A 20,374-nucleotide genomic window follows, 5' to 3' on the forward strand; every position below is an offset into this window, starting at 1 on the left:
GTATGATCTATAAAAGAAACAGGTACACCGCCGGATCAAGCAATTTACCGCCGGCATCTTTCAACGAAAATAAGGTTTGTTTGCTGTTAGCCTCAGTGGCGGTGTAATATCCGCTAAACTCATAAAAACCTTTTTTAAGATGGAGCACAGCTTTCTGCGGTTCTACATACCTGTTCTTTTCACCCCTGATCACCGGTTCATTATCCAGGTATAGGGTTGGACTTACCTCAAAGCCCGATGTCAGTTCGTAATCGCCCTCCGCATCAATCTTAATCATACCGCTGAATTTAACACAGGTGATGTCCCCATCAGTTACCGGCATTATCATGGGTGTGCCCGTTGTTATCACCATCATGCTAACCGGTGGAACCGCCTCCAGTTTGGCGTAGTTGATCTCTTTGGCTTTGAAAATCTTATAGCCCAAACCTGGTTTCAACTCTGCTGTATAAACTTCCCGGGACTTAATTTTCACATGTTTAATAATCGCACTTTGAAATATGTGCTGGGCGTTCAGGTTCCAGGTGGTAAAAGTTTTGAGCTGGATACTATCCTTAAGCGGAACATCAATATTTACAGGAAACGCCACGGGCCTGGCTGTGCTATCAGGCATTTTACCGTTGAGCGAGTATCGCACCTGCGCACCTGACAAAGGGTACTGCAGTGTTTGTTTAAATCGCTCGGCATTGGTAAAAACATGATCGACGCCAACAATATCGGGCAGGCGCGCGTTGAGGTTCCATAGTTTAAAATAAGGATACTGTTGTTTCATTTTGTACTCAAAACGGTCGATATTCTTATTCTCTTTGATGCTCCAGGCCAGTTCGGCGACGGCCAGCGCACGGGGGAACACCATGTATTCCAGGTGCGGGGCATTGGGTATCTTTTCAGTCCAGATGTTCCCTTGGGCTCCTAAAATATAAGCGGCTTCGGCGGGTGTCAGCTGGCTCGACTGCGGTTCATAGTTGTACACCATTTGCCAGGTAACCGGCGGGTTCCAGCCTATGGGTTCCAGTTGTTCATTGGCCTGTGGCGCGTCGAAATACATATAGGGCAGTGGCGTCATGATCACATGGTGATGCATACGGGCCGCTTCAATACCACCCTCTTCGCCCCGCCAGCTCATTACTGTTGCCGATTCGGCCAGGCCGCCCTGCAATATTTCGTCCCAGCCTACCAGCTTTTTGTTTTTGGAGATCAGGAATTTTTCAATGCGTTTAATAAAATAGCTTTGCACTTCCTTCTCATTCTTCAAACCTTCTTTCCGCATCAGGGCAACGGCTGTGGGGCTTTTGAGCCAATCGACCATCTCGGCTTCATCGCCACCAATGTGCACATACTGATTAGGGAATAGCGCGATCACCTCGGTCAACACATCTTCCATAAACTTAAAGGTATACTCGCTGGGGTCGAGCATGCGCACACGGTGTTTGGCGCCTGTGGAATCTTTACAACCCAACTCGGGATAAGCAAATATGGCTGCCTCACTATGACCCGGCATTTCAATCTCGGGCAAAATGGTCACAAACCGGTCCTGCGCATATTTGAGCACATCGCGGATCTCGGCTTTGGTATAAAAGCCATCGTTACCGCCATCAACCAGGTTATCCAGTTTCCGGAATTTCCCTTCTTTAGCATAGTAGGCTATTTTGGCGCCCATTTCGGTCAGTTTCGGGTATTTATCTATCTGGATGCGCCAACCTTCATCATCGGTTAAATGCCAGTGTAATACATTCAGCTTATAATGCGCCATAACATCGATGTATTTCTTCACCTCATCCACCGTAAAAAAATGGCGGCATACATCCAGGCTTAAACCACGCCACTGAAAACGAGGTTCATCGCTAATAGCACAAACGGGTATCTGCAAAGGCTTGATGCTAACCTGTGGCAGCAATTGGATAAGTGATTGCACCCCATAAAATATCCCGGCTCCTTTACCCGATACGGTTATTTTACCTGCGGTAACACTCAGCGCATACGCCCCGTCTGCTCCTTTCAGGTTACTGCTGATCAATCTTATACCCGTTGATGGGGGGATCTGGGCGTAAACCTTCAGCGCTAACTGTAGTTTATAATATTGTGCCAGGTAGCCTTGCAGGTATTTACCTATCGCGGCGCTTTCTTTGTCAACTCCGATAACAGCTTTTCTGTTCAACACAAAATCGCCTTTTTGCGTTGTTAAATGCAGCGGTTGCGGAATGACATGTATTTGAGCAGTTGTTGTTTTTGTATTTAAACCCAAACAGGTAATTACTAAAAGCAGATATATTTTGCTGAAACGAATCATAAAAGAATGTAGGTTTAAATTTTAACCGTGATATTTTTCCTGTATAGGATCCAAACTGGTATAAAGATGATGATCACGGTAAAGATAGCCGAAATAAGCGAGGCATTCTCTGGCGAAAAATTGGGCGTAAGCAGGTGAAAATACATGTACGACCAGATATTGGTCTTATGGCCGTTATCCTTAACCGGGATAATAGATATAATAGCAGGGATAACATCGGCCAGCACATAAGCCGCTATAGCATTGCGCCCAAAAGCCAGGAATGGCGGCAGCAGTTTTTTATAACCCTTTACATCGATGAACCAATAAGACACGGAGAGAATAATGATGGCCAGCCCTGCGGTAAATAATACAAAGGAGCTTGTCCACAAAGATTTATTGATGGGGAAAAACGTGTTCCAGATCAATCCGGCTACGGCCAGTAAAGCTCCCACATTCGTCAACCGGAGTATTTGACTGCCGGTTTTTAGTTTATCGCTTTTGAGCCAGATACCAGTAAGCACACCGATTAAACAGGTGCCGATAGCTGGGATCGTACCCAATAAACCCTCCGGATCCCAGGTTTTGGATGCACCCCAGAGATGATTCGGGGTAAATACCAGTCTATCGACCCAGGCACCCAGGTTGGTTTCGGGGTTAAGGCTGGCAGGCCCGAAACCAGGCACAGGCACCAGTGTCATGAGCAGGTAATAGCCAACTAAACAAATGGCGGCAATAATTATCTGCGTACGGGTATTGGTTTTAATGTACAACACCGCGGTAATGCCAAAAACGATACCAATACGCTGCAGCACGCCGGGAAAACGCAAATGGCTGAACTGAAAATCGCCAATGAGCGGTAGGCAGATCCCCAGCAATACAATAATGACGGTACGGCGCAAGATGGACAGCATCAGCTTAGGATGTGCCGTAGTGTCGGTTTTTTTGGCCTGCATGGCATAAACAATGGATACGCCCACCATAAATAAAAAGAAGGGAAAAACCAAGTCGGTTGGGGTGCAGCCATTCCATTTGGAATGCTCCAGTGGCCAGTAAATATGGCTCCAGTCGCCGGGATCGTTTACCAGTATCATAGCCGCTACGGTAAATCCCCTGAAAAAATCGAGCGAAAGTAAGCGCGGGCGACTGATACTGGTGGCCTTATCGCCAACGATGGTGTTTGCCATATTTTTATTCTCTGTTGATCAACAACCTTAATTCACGTGCTTGCCAAAAGTTTTCAGCGTATATACAAAATGGTAGGTACCCGAGCCAATATTTAAATGCTCATCGTTACCTATTTTTTGGATTCCGGTAATTTCCTTTATGGTATTGATATCGAGGCCGCCTTCGGTGATCTGATCGGTTACGGATGGCAGCACGATCTCGGCAGTGGTATTGGGCGGCACAATTACGTCTAAGGTAAATATACCATTATCAATGCTCCATGCCGATTTTACTTTGCCATATAAAGTTTCCAGCTCGGCCTGGGCACTGGTCAGTTTGCCGCCCGGATGCGGCGAAATAATGATCTTATGAAAACCCGGTGAATTTTCGTCGGTATTGATACCTGCTATCACCCGGTACATCCAATCGCCAATGGCGCCATAAGCATAGTGGTTAAACGAGTTCATTTCCGGGTCTTCAAAACTGCCATCGGGCTTGATGCCGTCCCAGCGCTCCCAAATGGTGGTAGCGCCGTGTTTTACCGGGTACAGCCATGATGGGTACGACTCCTTCATCAGCAGGTCATAAGCGATATCGGTATGGCCAAAACGACTCAGTACATGGCAAATATAGGGTGTACCCAAAAAGCCAGTGGTGATATGTTCGTCATAATCCTGTATGTTGTTAACCAACCTTTTTGCCGCCGATTCCCTTAAATTCTCGGGCAGCAGATCAAAGCTCAGGGCCAGTACATAAGAAGTTTGCGTACCGGATATCATCCGGCCATTGGGTGTAACATACTCGCTTTGGAACGCTTTTTTGATATTGTACAGCAGTTGGGTGTATTTCTGCACGTCATCACCCCTTTGCAAAATTCTGGCCGCGTTGATCAATAACTGGGTCGAATAGGCGTAAAATGCCTGTGCTATCAGGTTTTTATCGGTAAGCGCGGCGCCATCAGCATAATTGGTTCCGGCGTAAAAGAGCCAGTCGCCAAAGTGGTTACCGGTATCCCAAAGATAATTGCGGCTATGCATCTGTATATAGCCTACCCAGGCTTTCATACTTTCATATTGTTGTTGCAGCACCTGCTTATCGCCATAGGCCAGGTAAATAGTCCAGGGTGCAATGGTGGCTACATCGCTCCAACCCGAAGCTGCCGACGAGACGCTATCCAACACATTGGGTATCACATAAGGCACAGCCCCATCTTTATGCTGATCGGCCGAAAGATCTTTTAGCCATTTGGTAAAAAAGCCGGCCACATCCATGTTGAAGGTGGCGGTACGAGCAAAGGCCTGTGCATCGCCGGTCCAGCCCATGCGTTCATCACGCTGCGGGCAGTCCGTTGGTACATCCACAAAGTTGCCTTTTTGCCCCCACTGTATGTTATGCTGCAGCTGATTAACTAATGGATTTGAAGTGGAGAACTTACCCGTTTGCGCCATATCGGAGTATACGGCATAGGCGGCCACGTTGGTAGAGTCAAGCGGACCATTATAGCCCACCACTTTCAGATACCGGAACCCCTGGAAAGTAAAATGCGGCTCGTAGCTTTCGGCGCTATCACTTTTAAATACGTAGGTGATCTCCTGTTTAGCGGTTCGCAGGTTTTTGGTGTAAAAATTTCCTTTCTGATCAAGCACCTCGGCATGAAAAAGGTGGATGGTATCGCCGGTTTTGGCTTTCAGCTTAAATTGCACCCAGCCTACCAGGTTTTGTCCAAAGTCGATCACTTTTTCGCCGGCAGGTGTGGTTAACACTTTGAGCGGCAAAAACTTCTCATGTTTTTTTACCGTTGGGCCGATGGTGGTGATGAGGTTACTTTTGATGCTTTCATCCGTTTTTACGGTATCCCAGGTGGCATCCTTATACAAAGGATCCGTCCATCCGTTCTTTTCCTTGCGGGCATCATACACTTCACCATCAAAAAATGAGGATGAGCGGATAGGGCCATAAGCCACCTTCCAGCTTTTGTCTGAGGTGATGGTTTCGCGTTTGCCGTTGGTATAAACTATCTCGAGCTGATAGAGCAGGGCCAGTTTTTTGCCGTAAACATTCTTTCTGCGATTGTAAGTATAGCCCCGGTACCAACCATCGCCAATGGTTACACCTGTGGCATTATCCCCCCTCCGGAGCAGCGAGGTAACATCATATACCTGGTATTGCAGGCGTTTGTTATAGCTTGTCCAACCGGGAGCAAAATAATCATTGCCCACCCGCTTACCGTTTATCTGCGCTTCAAATACGCCATGCGCGGTGATATATAAATGTGCAGCACGTATTTTATGATCAAGCTTAAATGCTTTTCGGAACATAGGGCTCGGGCCGCCGGTAGTATCAGACAGATAATTATCCTGGATCCATTTGGCCGACCAATCCTCCTGCTTCAGTAAACCCATTTTCCAGTAGTTCACCATGCTCCAGGGTGTTACCTGGTTTTTATTGTTCCATACCCGCACCTGCCAGTAGCACTTTTCGCGCGAGGTAAGCATCGGACCGCCATAATACACATGCGCCGACTCATCCGAAGGCACCTTGCCCGAGGTCCAGATGAGGTCTTTACCCTTGGTTAATGATACCGCATTGGTACCCACCCTTATCTCGTAATAAGTTTGTTGTATGTTACGGTCTTGTGTGATCAGTTTCCAGCTCATGCGTGGGTTGGCCGCGTCAACAGCTATGGGGTTAACCTTATACTCACATATTAAATTATCAACCCTGAAAGTCACAGGCGCATTTTGAACCTGTGCAAAGCCCTGGCGACAAATAAAAAATAATATAACGGTACTCAGGTATACTTTTTTGAGCAGGCCTGTTTGGGCTATGTAATTCATGCTACTAAATATAGCTTAAGAACGGTTTTTGTTTGTATATATCTCATATTTTTTAACCGTAAAAGTAAATATGATGTTACAGAGAGATTCAAGATAATAAGAGTCAGGAATCAAGACTTCGAAATCAGGAGTCAAGGATCAAGATACAAGAATCGGGACAAAAGCCCAAACCATCTTGTTATTTATTTTCCTGCCTGACTCTTGATTCTTATATCTTCACTACAATTTTCCATCTCTTGATTCCTGACTCTTATTATCTTGACTCTCTTTCTCAATGTCCCAGCTGCCCCTGGGTTAACGGATATTGGAAAAGCAGGCGAATATTGGTATATGCTGCCGAATTAATATTCCAATACGGCTTTTTAATTTCCTTTTCCCGGGCACCATGGGCCGTCATCACCGCTACAGCCTTGCCGGTACGCAGGAGGTCAAACCAGCGGTGGTTTTCGAAACACAGCTCAATTTGCCTTTCATGCGCTACCGCCGTGCGAAAATCTTCCTGGCTGGCCACGTTTAATGTGGCATCGGCATTACCCGCGGTTTTATCTGGTAGGCCTGCCCGTTCCCTCACCAGGTTTAAATATCTGAAAGCATCACCTCCACCTGAAAAACCCTGTTCATTGAGGCATTCGGCCAGCATGAGGTAAACATCGGCATAGCGATAAACCGGGAAATTATTGCCGGTTATGCCTTTAACAGCGCCTACACTCTGGTATTTTTTAATATAAGGCATGGTGATACCATATTGATCAGATGTAAATGTTTCATCAACAGAGGCTGCCCGTCTTTTATCATCAGGCTCATAAGCATCCAACAGATCCTGTGTAGGGATATTCCAGCCGTTTTGCGCGCCATTATCCAGGGTGTGTCCGGTTACAGAATCATCATATACATCCCAGGGGGCAAACGTATCGATAAAATCACTCCCCAGCCCGTTTGGCCCTTCGATATATTGGATCTCAAATATCGATTCGGGGCCATTCTCTTTATTGATATCAAAATTATCGGCATAGTTGGCATTCAGGCTATACACATTGGAGCTAATAATACTGCGCAGTAAAGGTACTGCCAGATCAAATTTTTTCTGGGTCATGTATACCTCAGCCAGCAAGGTTTGGGCAGTGCCTTTGGTTACCCTGCCTTTATTACCCAAGCCCGCATAACTAAGTGGTAATTTAGCTATAGCGTCATTGGCATCGGCAATTATCTGGGTGTATATATCGGCGGCATGGGCTTTGGTTGCTACTTTATAAGCATCGCTTACCGATTGCTGTTCAGTTAATACCAGGGGCACATCGCCAAACATGCGCACCAGGTTAAAATAATTAAATGCACGTAAAAAACTAGCTTGCCCGCTTATAGTATCTGCCACGGCTGGAGGCAGCTTGGCAGCAGGCAAACGAGCCAGAATTACGTTACACCTACCTATTCCTGTAAAACTTGAGCTAAAAAAAGCACCAACCATATCATTATTATCCAACTCCCTGAATTCATCAATTTCTTCTTTATTAACACCTGACCTATCGTCGGGATCAAATTCATACGATGTATTATCAGATCGCATTTCGCCCATGGCCCAAAAAGAACCTGTGTACAAGCCTTGCAAAGGTGCATAAGCCCCGTTAACAGCCTGCGTAAACTGGGCCGGTGTTTTATAAAAATTAGTATTGTTTTCGTAATCGGTGGGTTGAAGGGAAAGGTAATCCTTTTTACAGCCGGCTACACCCGCAGCGGTAAGGATCAAAAAAAGATATATGTATTTTTTCATGTCTTCGGTTATTTGTTTATCCGTTTATCGGTTCATTAGTTCATTGGCTTACAGATCCTTACTCTTTGCTCCAAGAATCCTTATTCCTCACTAAAAGGTTACATTACAACCTATGGTATATACAGCAGAGATTGGGTAACCTGTAAAATTCACATTTGGCGAAAGTGACCTGTTACCATCCTGCCCTTCAATGCCTACTTCGGGGCTACCGCCTCTGTAACCGGTTATCAGGATAGCATTCTGCGCGCTGAAATAAACCCTGAAATTTTTGCTGAACTTAGTCTTGAAATTGTACCCCAGATCGATATTCTTAACCATGAGGTAAGAGTTGCTCTCGACCCAATAGGAAGGGTATTTATCACGGGCCAGATCTGTATTAACAACCGTGGTTGGCAAAAGCCCTGCACCCGGCTGCTGTTCGGATCGCCAGCGTTGCATAACAGATTGCTCTACATTAAATACGCCATCCAGGTTGGTGGTGAACTGCTTGTATACATCAAATATGTGCCCGCCCACTGAACCGGCCGAAATAATGTTCATATCAAAATTTCTGTATGACAGGTGATTGTTAAAACCGAAAGTAAATTTTGGCCAGGGATTACCGATAGTGGTTTGATCCTTACCGTCAATCACTCCGTCGCCATTTACATCCTTGTAGCGGATGGTGCCTACTGCTTGTCCGTCAAAATGCGGATATTTATCCAGCTCTGCCTGGTTTTGGAAAATGCCTTCAAAAATGTATCCGTAAAATTGTCCGAGCGGCAAGCCAACCTTAGTTATATTAGTTGGATTATCATTGGGCGGAGCATCATATATCTGCTGGGTTGGGCCCAGGCTCAATACCTTGTTACGGTTAAAGGATATATTCATATCGGTGCTCCAGTTAAATCCGCTGCCGATGATATTTTTAGTGGTTAAAGTAAACTCCCAGCCCCGGTTGCGCACGTTACCCACATTGGTTAGGGCATTATCATAACCGGAAGCTATAGGCAGCGGAATATATTGCAGCATGCGTTGTGTGTAACGGTTATAATATTCGGCTATTAAATAAATACGGCCTTTGATAAGGGAGATATCCATGCCAATATCCAGCTGGCGCGTGGTTTCCCATCCAAGCTGTTGATTTCCAAGAGATGTTATAGATTTTCCTGGAGCCAGCGACCCTCCAAACGTATAATTAGTGGATTCAATCGGAGGGAAAAAATCATAGTTACCTACATTGTTATTACCGGCAAGGCCATAACTGGCCGTAAATTTCAATTGATCAATAAACCCTGTTTTGGGAAAAAATGATTCATCAGAGACACGCCAGCCTCCGGATACGGATGGAAACGTACCCCATTGATGTCCTTGGGCAAACCGGCTCGAACCGTCGCGCCGGATAGACGCACTTAACAAGTACTTATCCTTATAGGCATAGTTTACACGGGCTATCAATGATAACAGGCGCCACGATTGATCGGTATTATTATCCGGCGGGGCGGTAATGGTAGTAGCAGCTCTGATCGACCGAACTACATCATCCGGAAAATCGGTACCAAAAACAAAGCGGTTGTGATCTGTTTCCTGTTGGATAGAGTAATCGCCAAATGCGGTTAATGTATGATTGCCCCATGTTTTTTTATAATTAATGGAGTTTTCATTTAGCCAGTTAAAAGAGTTTACCGAGGTAGAGGATGCAATAGCTTTTGCCTGAGTTCCATCGACATTATGGTTATTGAAGGCTCCCAGGAACGATGGCCGGAAATAATCCTGTGATTTGGTTTGATAATCAACACCAAAAGTCGACCTCAGGGTTAAACCCGGGATGATCCGCCACTCTGCATAGGTATTGGCAAGCCCTCTGAATTCGTTACGTTTATTGGTAGTATTCACCAGCTCACTTACCGGGTTGGCGTTCTGGAAGGTACCCGGCGAACCTACCACATTGGTATAGGAGCCATCGGGTTGTTTTACCGGAATAAGCGGACTTTCCAGGTAAGCCTGACTCAAAACGGCTGAAAGGAAGTGCCCATCTGTTTCCTGCAGATCCCTAAGGCTATAGGTAGGCGCGATGCTTAAGCCAACGGTTACGTTTTTGGCCAAATCGGCATCTATAACTCCCTTTAAGGAGTATCTTTTAAATCCGGTATTCAATACTGTACCCCGCTGATCAAAATAGCCTAATGAAAACAGCGACCGTGCTTTTTCGGTACCATTAGCTATGGTAACATCATAATTTTGCATGGGCGCTACACGGGTAACCGCATCAAACCAATCGGTACCTTTGCCCAGCGATGCCGGATTTTTATATTCATCCGGTATCGGATTATTAGTACCATTGGCCTTGTTGGCATCTTCTATCGCTTCTGTACGCCATTGCGCGAATTGAGAAGCCGTCATCATTTTAAGCTTGCTTTTAGGCAATATGGTCTGGATGCCGGTAGATGTATTTACCGTAACTGTTGATTCGCCCTTCTTAGCCCTCTTAGTGGTGATCAGGATAACGCCATTCGCACCGCGCGAACCGTATATGGCTGTTGAAGCCGCGTCTTTTAGTACGCTGATGTTCTCGATATCATCGGGGTTAATGGTACTCAGCGGATTGGAATACTGATCAAAGCCCGGCGAGATCGGGAAGCCATCTACCACATACAGCGGATCATCACCCGCACCTACCGAACCCGCGCCCCGGATATTAACGGATACGCCACCACCCGGAGTACCGGTTACCTGGTTCACAGTTACACCGGCCAGCTGCCCGGCCAGTTTCAGATCGGCACTGGCAGCTTTGATCTCTTTGATATTACTCATTTTAACCGTCCCTACCGCTCCTGTTACATCTTTTCGTTCCTGGTTACCGTAGCCTACTACCACTACTTCATGCAGCTGGGTTTTATCTTCTTCCAGCACTATATCAATAGCGGTACGTTTATTTACAGGCTCTTCTTTAGTTCTGAAACCTACAAAGCTGAACACCAGCACGGCGTTATCATTAGCCTGTAAGCTAAATTTACCGTCGACACTGGTAGTGGCGCCAATGCTTGTTCCCTTTATCTTCACGTTAACACCCGGCAATGGCTGCCCTTGTGCATCCTTTACCTGGCCTGTTATGGTTATGGGTTCTGAAGAATCCCCTATGAAATTTTTGGCCCTAAGCTGTAAACAGCCCATGATGATTAATAAACCCGTTAGTTTTAAAACTAAAAATAGCTTGGAGGTTGTTGTCCGGGGCGCATATAATACCCTACTCGTAAAGTTTAATTGCATACCTTGGTTGTGTTTGGTTAATGTTTCTGTTAATGAAATTCTGTCGAGCCGGTTTGGCTCATCTGCATCAAAAAGTGTTACCTACTTCACTTTTTGTTAACGACTGTTAAGTTGTCGTGATGGTGATTTTGTTGATGTTTGTCCATAGTTTTATATTTCGGTTTGGTTTGGTTTTGATAGTGATACAATACTGTTTTTAGAGCTCATCATATGAAATGATAAACTGCAAATACTTCACAATAAAGATTAATTTGAGCGGTCAGTCTGCAAATAACCTGTATAACAAACAGTTATAAGACCAACAAAATATATAGGAATTGGTTGTATTAAATTGAAATAAATTTAAGCTTAACTTAAACTATATTACATAACAAGCAAAGCTATTTGCTGTACAAAGGGGTTTTCAGTATTATTTATAAACAAAAAAGAGGTACTTTTCAGCACCTCCTTTGATTATTCTCATCTAAATTATTTACTCCAGTAGCTTATTAGCCAGATCAAGTTCTGCACCAGAGATGGTATGCTGCCGGCCCTTATAGATCTCTTTGGTAACATTGGCATTAAGCTTTTCAAGAAGGCTCACCGTCTCATTCACCCGACTTACGGGTACATGAGGATCAGGATCGCCGGTGGTGATCAATACGGTGGTTTGATCAAAATCGCCTTTATAGTTTTCATCGATCAACTTTTCACCTATCAATCCACCGGTGAAAGCTATTACACCACCATATTTACCGGCATTACGGGATACATACTCCAGCGTTAAACACGCCCCCTGCGAAAAACCGAGGAAATAGATATTTTCCTGTGCTATACCCTGCTGTTTAATATCCTTTACTAAACTGCTTATCACCTCCAGTGCCGAATCCAATGCAGGCTGATTATTACTCACCGGCGCCATAAAGCTATAGGGGTACCAGCTATGTTCGGTAGCCTGCGGCGCAAAAATGGCATAACCATCCAGTTGCAGGTGATCTTTTAAGGTGAGGATGCTCACTGCCGATGCACCGCGCCCATGCACCATGATCATGGCCTTTTTGGCCTCACCTGCAGGCAATCCCGCTGTAACTATCTGTTTACGATGCGTGTACATAATTTTATATTAATGAAGGTAACGATTTTTCCAGATCCTCGCGAATGTTCTCATACTGTGCAGGTAGTTTTAAACCGCTGCCCAATTGGTCTACCGGTTCATCAACCGAAAAACCAGGGTTATCGGTAGCCAGCTCGAACAATACACCACCCGGTTCGCGGAAATACAATGAGTAAAAATAATTCCTGTCGATCTTATCGGTTATGTGTAAACCCAGTGCGGCTATCTTTTCGCGGTATTGCATCAATATCTCCTCGTTTTTAACCCGGAATGCCACGTGGTGCACGGAGCCTCCTGCAACATGTCCTGCAACTTCTCCGGCTACTTCAACCAGGTCAACTATCGCCGCGTTATCTACCGCGTCGGTCACAAACCTAAAGCGGTTCACATGCTGCTCCAGTAATTTATAACCAAAAACATCAGTTAATATTTTAGCGGTAGCATCCATTTTATTGGTAGTGATGGTAATGTTGTGAAAACCACGGGTAGCATTTTCTGTTTTCACTTCTGCTGTTTCCCAGGGCAGCCTGTTATCGGCAGTTTTAGGTACTATGAGCTCCAGTTTTAAGCCGTCCGGATCCAATAAAGTGAGATATTGCTCGCCAAATTTTTCGGCCGGTTTGTTATATAGTACGTTGTTAGCATCCAATCTTTTCAACCAAAAATCCAAACTACCTTCGGGTACGCTGTAGCCAATTTCAGTTGCCTGACGTGCGCCTCTTCTACCCGCGGTAATGCCTTCCCATGGGAAAAAAGTAAGGATGGTTCCAGGTGTACCAAACTTATCGCCATAATACAGGTGATAGGTTTGCGGATCATCAAAGTTCACCGTTTTTTTAACCAACCTTAAACCCAAAACACGGGTATAAAAATCATAGTTCTTTTTGGCGTTGCCTGCAATAGCAGTTATGTGGTGAATGCCGTTTATTGTATTTTCCATTATCTTCCTTTCGTGATCAAAAATTAATAATTGTTTTAATTCATGATTCAAAGTTACCGCGTAAAATAGGGTTTACACTTGATGTAGGATAAGAAATGAAGGGGCTTGGGGATTTTGGGAGTAAGGGATAACCCACGCGTCATTGCGAGCACAGCGTGGCAATCCCCGATTTGTAGAGCCGCTCTTGCCACGTCGTTCCTCCTCGCAATGACGCGGGGAGAAACCAGAGTTATAATTACCCCTCAGCCTTCGTACTAAACAGAAACACCGCCGATTCGCCCAGGATCACCTGGTCGCCTTCGCTCATGGGGTGACCGATCTGGGTGGAGTTCAGCTTGATCATTTTGCCGTCGGCAGCAATGTGAATTTTGGTTTTATTGCGGGGAGGTACGCCGCCTTCATCGGCAAATATCATAAAGCATTCCGAGTCCTTATTCCACTCGATATGGGCATGCTGCCTGCTGATAAATCTATTACTTTCATCTTTGCTTTCGGCCGGGAAAACCAGTTTATTTAGCCGAAACGATCCGTTATCGGTTACCGCTTTTTTATCGCGACCGATGTTTATTTTATCGTCCGTAGCTTTGATCACGTACTCTCCCTGCTCGGCTTCTCCGTTCAATATCCGGATGTAGGCTACCGCCGATGAGGCATTGTGCATTACCTGCCGGCGGGTGTGCATCAGGAAAGCCGCGTCCAGATCGGGGATCGGGCTTGCTTCTGATGGCAGTTCATCCACAAATTCCACCTCAATTGTCCAGTCAGGTGGCAGGTCAAGCGCGTAATCATCGGCTATTTTTTGTACTTCGTTTCTGAACTTATCTTTATCGTGTACATAAACAGCGCCTTCATACAAGTGCTTATCTTCCGGACTTGCCGCTATATAGAGCAACAGCTCCTTGATGTGACCGCCTTCGCCGCCTTCTACTTTTTGTAACGACTCTTTGATAAAACGCAAAAGGGCATCGCGCAAACTTTTCACATCCCAATCGCGTTTCTCACCCTTATTTCTGAATAATTTAAATGCCATTTTGGTAAAATTCTAAAACTCTAAAAACTAAACTCTAAATTCTAAGAACCCGTTTAAATTTTGATTTAAAACATTCTTACATAATTGCGTCTCTCTCAAGATGAGCCGCCTAAAAAACGTTTAATTATTTTAATATGTATTCGGGAGACGCAATGATGCGTCTCTACATTTAAAAACAATCAAACTTAAAAAGCCTCTTAAGAGAAAGCTTTTCCAAAAATTCTTGCTCCCTTATTGCTGCGTTGTGTCTCCCGGGAAATTTATTTCATCAGGAGCCTGTTTTACTTGTTCAGGAACCACCACTTTTTCAGGAGCAAAACTTTTCATATAACCCTTTTTCAATAACAGCGGGATGATGTGATTACCAGCCAACCGCACCGCGTCTGATGAGCCCCGGGTTGATTCGATACGGATACACACCACCATATTGCCGGTACCTTTGGCTTCGGGTGCGAAAAATACATACCAGCCATCGTTCACGCTTTTATTTTTTACAATACGCTCGGGCGTACCGCTTTTGCCGGCTACGGCTATATGCAATATAGGTACTTTTGGTGCACTTTGTGCTATCATGTATTGTTTCAGCAAAGCGGCATATTCGGGCTTTTCTGCCAGTTTAAAGGCTGGCTTTACCGCTATTGCCGTATCGTTGACCTTGAGCACAAAGCGATTGGGATGCAGCACGCCGTCATTGGCTACGCCCGATATGAGTCGGGCAACTGCCGCCGGTGTAGCGATCAATTCACCCTGTCCCCAGGCCATACCCGAGATACCTTTGGCCCTGGTTTTATGGATATTGTTAGGATCGTAACGCGGTTTGGTATTAAATTCGGTTTTGCGCCACAGGTTACGCCATTTTTCTTCCTGCTCATCATTTTCGGGTGGCTTATTATAATAATAACCGCCTACGCCATGCAAAAACATACCGGTTTTCATATACAGGTTACCCATATATTCTTCCAGGTGCTGCTGATTGGCCAGCTTGATAAAATATACGTTGTTTGATTTGGCAATGGCCCTGGCCATAGTAATCATGCCGGTTTCATCGGGCTCGATTCCTTTTGTCCGAATACGTTCTTCGGTACTTACATGGTACACCACATTGGCCGCATCAATACCCAACTTGTTAAATGCCGACATGGCCGTGAGCACTTTGGCCGTTGATCCCGGTTGCGAAGCATAGGTAAAACCCAGATCGGTAGTGGTCATCCAGGTAGCCAGTTTATTCTGATCACCCTGCGACATCGTCAGCTGATCCCAGTTATGTACAGGCGGCAATGGATACACCGCAGAAGTTAGCACATCGCCTGTACCAGCTTCCATTACTACTACAGAAACCCGGTTATCCTGCAACGAGGTATCGGCAGCTATGGCCTGTTGTATACCTGTTTGTAGCTCAGCATCTACCGTCAATTGTACATCCCGGTTCTTGTTTTTAAAGGCGGCTATCTCCGGACCGTTAATGTCGGCCAATAATAATGGGGCCAACGCACTGTAATCGCGTTTGCTAACCGTCATTTCCTTCATACCACGAGGCAGAAAGCGGTCTTCCTGGTAGCGGGACGCTTTGACATTGTAACTGGTAACGGGCATTTTAAAGCCGCGCAGCTCGGCAGCATGTTCATATTCGGCAAAATAGCCGTTGGTGCTGCCGTTAAATACGCCGGTGTTTTCGTCGCCCGTCCAGAAGAACATATTTTCCTCAAAAGGATAATACCTTTCCAACCGTTTATGCATAGCCGAATCCAGATCATAATGAGCGATCCCGGCATCGGCCAGTTTTTGTTTTTGCTTTTCTATCAGCTCGGGTTTGCTGGTAGCCAGGATCAGTCCGTTACGATCCAACAATGAGCCCGCCTGCAGCTTATTCATCAATATAGCGATACGCGGGTTATAGCTAAACATTCGTAAGCCGCTTTTATCGGCCACCAAAGCGGGTTTTACCACCCAGTGTTTGTTATCGGCGCTATAGCGCGATACATTTACCGTAAGCAATACTACCGCGGCTAAAGCTGCAGCCAAAGCGGGCACCAGGTTTTTGTCCTGCTGTTTGGTAATAAAACGCATTTGCACCTGCGTACCTTTTACTGAAGATACGGACAACAAAAAACCTGCCGCCACCATATTGATCACCAGTGATGAACCACCATAACTTTCAAAGGGCAGGGACACACCAGATAAAGGCAGCGCCCCTATCGATCCCCCGGCTATAAGGATAAATTGTACAAAGCTACAAACGCCAATACCCGCGCTAAGGTAAAATAACAGCGGCGTACCCGTTTGCCGCCCGATGATAATGGAGCGATGCAGATAAAGCAAGAACAGTATAAAGATGGCTGCCATACCTGCCCAGCCAAATTGCTCGCCGATGGATGGCAGAATCATATCAGTATGCGCCTCAGGGATAGTTTTGGCAAAACCCTGACCCACGCCTGTGCCGCTTAAGCCACCACTGGCCATGGCCCAAAGTCCGTTAGCAACCTGATCGCCGCCATATACTTCGTTGTTCCAGGGATCCTGCCAGATGGCTTTACGCTCTACTAACCGCTCAACCGGACCGGGGATCAATTTATCCAGCCCGGGTATTTTATCAATGGTTAAAAACGCGGTGATCACAATCAATGCCATAAATGCCGATTCGCTGAGCAAGCGGGGTTTTAAAAATGCCACGATACCCCATACGCCAAAAGTGATGGCCGCGCTGATCCAGACATTTTCAAAAAGCCAGGTGGCCAGTACAAACAGGATCACATAGGCGGCCATGTGCATAAAATCGCCTCGCGAAAAGGAGAACAGAATAATAAAGGTAAAACAAATCACCATAGCCGGCCCCAGATCGCCCAGTACTAAAAACAGCAATAAAGTGATCACCGTAGCGATAAGCGCAAAAGAGAAAAACGACCAGCGTTTACCCCAACTGGCATACTGACTGATGAATTTTTCATTAGCAGCAAAAAAGCCCGCCAGGAATATCATGATCAGGTATTTTACGATCTCGCTGGGCTGTACCCCTAACAGATTCACTTTCACCCCGCTGCCTTCGGGCCCGGTGCCAAATAAGATAGTACCAAATAACAGGACCATCGCTACCAAAGCCCATGGCCAGCCATTGGCCGCGCTGCGTGCTCCTTTAAAAAACAATAGTCTGTATAAAGTAGAATCGGCATTGAAACGGCGCAGGTTGAAGAATTGCATGATGCAGATACCACCAACGCCGATACCCAAATAGATTAAAGTGTCCTTAGCTAAAAAACGGTCGCGAAGAGGGTCTTGTAAACTCAACAGCGTGAGAATGGAAATGCCCGTGAGCAACATCACCAACGGCAATATCAACTGATCGGCCTGGGGGTAACGGCTGCTGAGCAACAGGTGTATGATCAGGAAACCAGCAAGAAAGCTACCTACTATGATCCAGTACCATTCATTAAACTCCTCGTGGGTACGAACAATGAAAGCACCTTCCTTTTTCAGGATATTAAAATCGCGGGTGGATAATAGTTTTATGGTATGCGGTGCCTGGCTGAAATTAAGCGTTTTATCCTTATCCAATTCCACTACACCCTGCGAGCGGCCGAATTCAAAACCGGGCTGTAATGGCAGTACTTCAAAGGCTTTACCGGTAGGCAGGTTTTTAAACGCATAATGACCTTCGGCATCGGTGCGAGCAAAGGCGGTTAATGATTGCAGCTGGCGTTTTTTATCCGCATTGATCACATAAACTTTTTTATAAGCGGCCGACGTCTGCGCGGTGGCTCCCCTGGCTATGGTTTCTTCATCAGTATAGATACTATCCTGCGGCAATATCATATTTAGCCTCACCAGTACACCGCCAATAGCTTGTTCTTTGTGGTGGATATTTCCTGATATGCTGTATTCGCCCAAACCCAGATCTGTTTGTGCCGGTAATTGCGGGGGATGAATACGCTCCTGCGTAAACCTAACGGAATCATCGCCGGTATAACCCAGTAAGGAACGGGATACCAGTACCCTTTTCTTGAAGGATTCGCCACCATTGGCAAAAGCATCATCGGCATTTACATAGTAACGGCGTTTGTTCAGCTCGCCTGCGTTATCAATTTCCTCACCAATATTTACTTTGGAAGCGATGGTTGATCTGATATAATCAACATCTTTGGGGTCGTCAAAATAGTACCCTTTTTGCAGCAGGGCGGCCACATTACGGGCGGTATTTGGTGTATTGAGGTTTACGATAGTACCATCCTGAAGCCGTTTATCTACGTCCACAAACTTTTGTTGCAACACAAAATAAAGCTTGCCAAAAAGGGCGACGAGCATAATACCCGTCAGCAATAAAAACAGCCGCTCCATTCCCCTGCTCTTATCCATTGTTAGAATCAAGAGTCAAGAACCAAGAATCAAGAGTTGACATTTTGGAACCGGAATAAATAATTATTAATTGATCAGATATAAGCATATTTCTAAAAACCCTTTGGGCTTTAAATGTGTAAAGAAAGTCCTTTATCATACTATTATTTTGTCTTGATTCCTGATTCTTGACTCTTGCCTCTTACCAAACTGTCTATTTTAAACATGCCTCCAAACAACCTGCCCGAAACCTGTTTGCTGGCCGGGAAACTGTAGGATGTTTGTACCGGCGTTACACAGTTATTAAATACCACATGCTTTAATACCAGGGCATCATTGTATGTAGTAATAGCTGTTTTAAAACCTTCAAAAGCTACGCTATCCAACACGATGAACTTACAGGTAGCCGCCAATGTAAGCGCTGGCCCATGGTATAGAGAGTCGCGTTTAAAAAGGATGGTTCCTTTTGCTTTGATGTACAAGCTGTCGACATCAATATGCAGGCTGTCGGTTAAAACAATCGGTTGGGGATAATCAGCAGCGGATAATACCAGCGTTTTTCCTTTGAGCTTGTTAATAGTATCCTGCAGTTTAATTTCCTGGGCGTTTTTAACTTTAACGGGAACGAGCGGCACTTTTACAGTAGTTTGCTTCAGCTGGTAATTAAGCCAATATTGCCATAAGAAACCTGCTACTGCCAGGGCCAGCAATATGAAAAGCATGATCATACTGCCCCGGTTGCTTTTTCTCCTGACTGGTACAGTTGCCGGGCCGTCGGGTAGTTTTGGCTGCGCCAGCGGATCGACGATCTCGTCTGTAACCTTCGCGGTTGCAGCCGGACGGGTAGCGCTATGTTGCCTTGGTGCCTTGTCATTTTGAACAAGCACTACCGTCACATTATCTTTTCCGCCCTTACTATTGGCGGCATCTATGAGCTTTTTGCCTTTCTCTTCAATTGCGTTATTGTTGGTCAGGATGCCGGTGATCAGGTTTTTATCAACCAGGTCGGTGAGGCCATCGCTGCAAACCAGCAGGGTATCGCCAGGTAAAAAGGGCGAGTGACCGGTCTCCACAAAATCAGGATCTTTGGATATCTCGGGATTAAAACCAAGCGCTTTATTAATTTCATTGCGTTTAGGGTGATCCATGGCGGCCTCTTCAGTCAGGCGTCCGGAATCTTCAAGGAAACCAACAAAGGAGTGATCTTTAGATATTTTGATGAGGGTATGATCGCGCAGCAGGTACAGGCGTGTATCGCCTACATGAGCATAATAAAACTGGTTGTTCTGCAAGTCGATCACAGCCAGGGTAAGCACGCAGGCCATGCTCTCCAGTTGCTTATCTGTTCGTTTTTTATCGTATATTTTTTGATTGGCTATTACAATGGTATTTACCAATAGCGGTACCACATCGCCTGCAATGTAGGCCAGCTGCTCCAGGATGCAATCACGAGCTATATCAGCAGCTACTTCGCCACCCACATAGCCGCCAACGCCATCAATTACGCAGGCAATAATAAAATTACCGTCACCGGATCTCTGGGCAATAAAGGTATCCTCATTATTATCCCGCTGCCGGCCAATATCTGTTATTCCGAAAAAATTATTTGCCATGGTTTTTACTGGAATTTTTGATGTCGATAAAATGGGCTATTAATAATAAAACGCCTATTGCCAACAGCCCGAATGATAATATTTG

Annotated in this window: 10 protein-coding genes; all 10 read right to left on the reverse strand. The window is 45.5% G+C overall.

Annotation, left to right across the window (positions count from 1 at the left end; all coding sequences use genetic code 11):
* Positions 1-7: 7 nt before the first annotated feature.
* Positions 8-2,287, reverse strand: a complete 2,280-nt coding sequence (locus tag FHW89_RS08485) for a beta-N-acetylhexosaminidase (RefSeq protein WP_172334600.1) — start codon at positions 2,285-2,287, stop codon at positions 8-10.
* A 14-nt stretch (positions 2,288-2,301) separates the two neighbouring features.
* Positions 2,302-3,453, reverse strand: coding sequence for an acyltransferase family protein (locus FHW89_RS08490; protein ID WP_172334601.1), 1,152 nt, complete (start codon positions 3,451-3,453; stop codon positions 2,302-2,304).
* A 27-nt stretch (positions 3,454-3,480) separates the two neighbouring features.
* The gene (locus FHW89_RS08495) at positions 3,481-6,270 is read right to left on the reverse strand and encodes an alpha-L-rhamnosidase (RefSeq protein ID WP_172334602.1); all 2,790 of its coding nucleotides are present in this window, start codon (positions 6,268-6,270) and stop codon (positions 3,481-3,483) included.
* A 271-nt stretch (positions 6,271-6,541) separates the two neighbouring features.
* Positions 6,542-8,038 carry a RagB/SusD family nutrient uptake outer membrane protein gene (locus FHW89_RS08500; protein ID WP_172334603.1) on the reverse strand — a complete coding sequence of 499 codons (1,497 nt, stop codon included), beginning with the start codon at positions 8,036-8,038 and terminating at the stop codon, positions 6,542-6,544.
* A 90-nt stretch (positions 8,039-8,128) separates the two neighbouring features.
* Complete coding sequence (locus FHW89_RS08505) at positions 8,129-11,287, reverse strand: TonB-dependent receptor (protein WP_172334604.1); 3,159 nt, start codon at positions 11,285-11,287, stop codon at positions 8,129-8,131.
* 472 nt (positions 11,288-11,759) lie between these two features.
* Positions 11,760-12,380, reverse strand: coding sequence for an alpha/beta hydrolase (locus tag FHW89_RS08510; RefSeq protein WP_172334605.1), 621 nt, complete (start codon positions 12,378-12,380; stop codon positions 11,760-11,762).
* Between the two features lie 4 nt (positions 12,381-12,384).
* Positions 12,385-13,320 carry a ring-cleaving dioxygenase gene (locus FHW89_RS08515; RefSeq protein WP_172334606.1) on the reverse strand — a complete coding sequence of 312 codons (936 nt, stop codon included), beginning with the start codon at positions 13,318-13,320 and terminating at the stop codon, positions 12,385-12,387.
* A gap of 235 nt (positions 13,321-13,555) precedes the next feature.
* Complete coding sequence (locus tag FHW89_RS08520) at positions 13,556-14,350, reverse strand: FHA domain-containing protein (protein WP_172334607.1); 795 nt, start codon at positions 14,348-14,350, stop codon at positions 13,556-13,558.
* 231 nt (positions 14,351-14,581) lie between these two features.
* Complete coding sequence (locus tag FHW89_RS08525) at positions 14,582-18,697, reverse strand: FtsW/RodA/SpoVE family cell cycle protein (protein WP_172334608.1); 4,116 nt, start codon at positions 18,695-18,697, stop codon at positions 14,582-14,584.
* 143 nt (positions 18,698-18,840) lie between these two features.
* Positions 18,841-20,289 carry a PP2C family serine/threonine-protein phosphatase gene (locus FHW89_RS08530; RefSeq protein WP_172334609.1) on the reverse strand — a complete coding sequence of 483 codons (1,449 nt, stop codon included), beginning with the start codon at positions 20,287-20,289 and terminating at the stop codon, positions 18,841-18,843.
* Between the last annotated feature and the right edge of the window lie 85 nt (positions 20,290-20,374).

It is taken from the genome of Mucilaginibacter sp. SG564 (assembly GCF_013149275.1).
Classification (GTDB): domain Bacteria; phylum Bacteroidota; class Bacteroidia; order Sphingobacteriales; family Sphingobacteriaceae; genus Mucilaginibacter.

Excerpts from the sequence above, each read along its gene's own strand:
- FHW89_RS08485 (WP_172334600.1), bottom strand. The coding sequence starts at position 2,287 with ATGATTCGTTTCAGCAAAATATATCTGCTTTTAGTAATTACCTGTTTG.
- FHW89_RS08490 (WP_172334601.1), bottom strand. The coding sequence starts at position 3,453 with ATGGCAAACACCATCGTTGGCGATAAGGCCACCAGTATCAGTCGCCCG.
- FHW89_RS08495 (WP_172334602.1), bottom strand. The coding sequence starts at position 6,270 with ATGAATTACATAGCCCAAACAGGCCTGCTCAAAAAAGTATACCTGAGT.
- FHW89_RS08500 (WP_172334603.1), bottom strand. The coding sequence starts at position 8,038 with ATGAAAAAATACATATATCTTTTTTTGATCCTTACCGCTGCGGGTGTA.
- FHW89_RS08505 (WP_172334604.1), bottom strand. The coding sequence starts at position 11,287 with ATGCAATTAAACTTTACGAGTAGGGTATTATATGCGCCCCGGACAACA.
- FHW89_RS08510 (WP_172334605.1), bottom strand. The coding sequence starts at position 12,380 with ATGTACACGCATCGTAAACAGATAGTTACAGCGGGATTGCCTGCAGGT.
- FHW89_RS08515 (WP_172334606.1), bottom strand. The coding sequence starts at position 13,320 with ATGGAAAATACAATAAACGGCATTCACCACATAACTGCTATTGCAGGC.
- FHW89_RS08520 (WP_172334607.1), bottom strand. The coding sequence starts at position 14,350 with ATGGCATTTAAATTATTCAGAAATAAGGGTGAGAAACGCGATTGGGAT.
- FHW89_RS08525 (WP_172334608.1), bottom strand. The coding sequence starts at position 18,697 with ATGGATAAGAGCAGGGGAATGGAGCGGCTGTTTTTATTGCTGACGGGT.
- FHW89_RS08530 (WP_172334609.1), bottom strand. The coding sequence starts at position 20,289 with ATGGCAAATAATTTTTTCGGAATAACAGATATTGGCCGGCAGCGGGAT.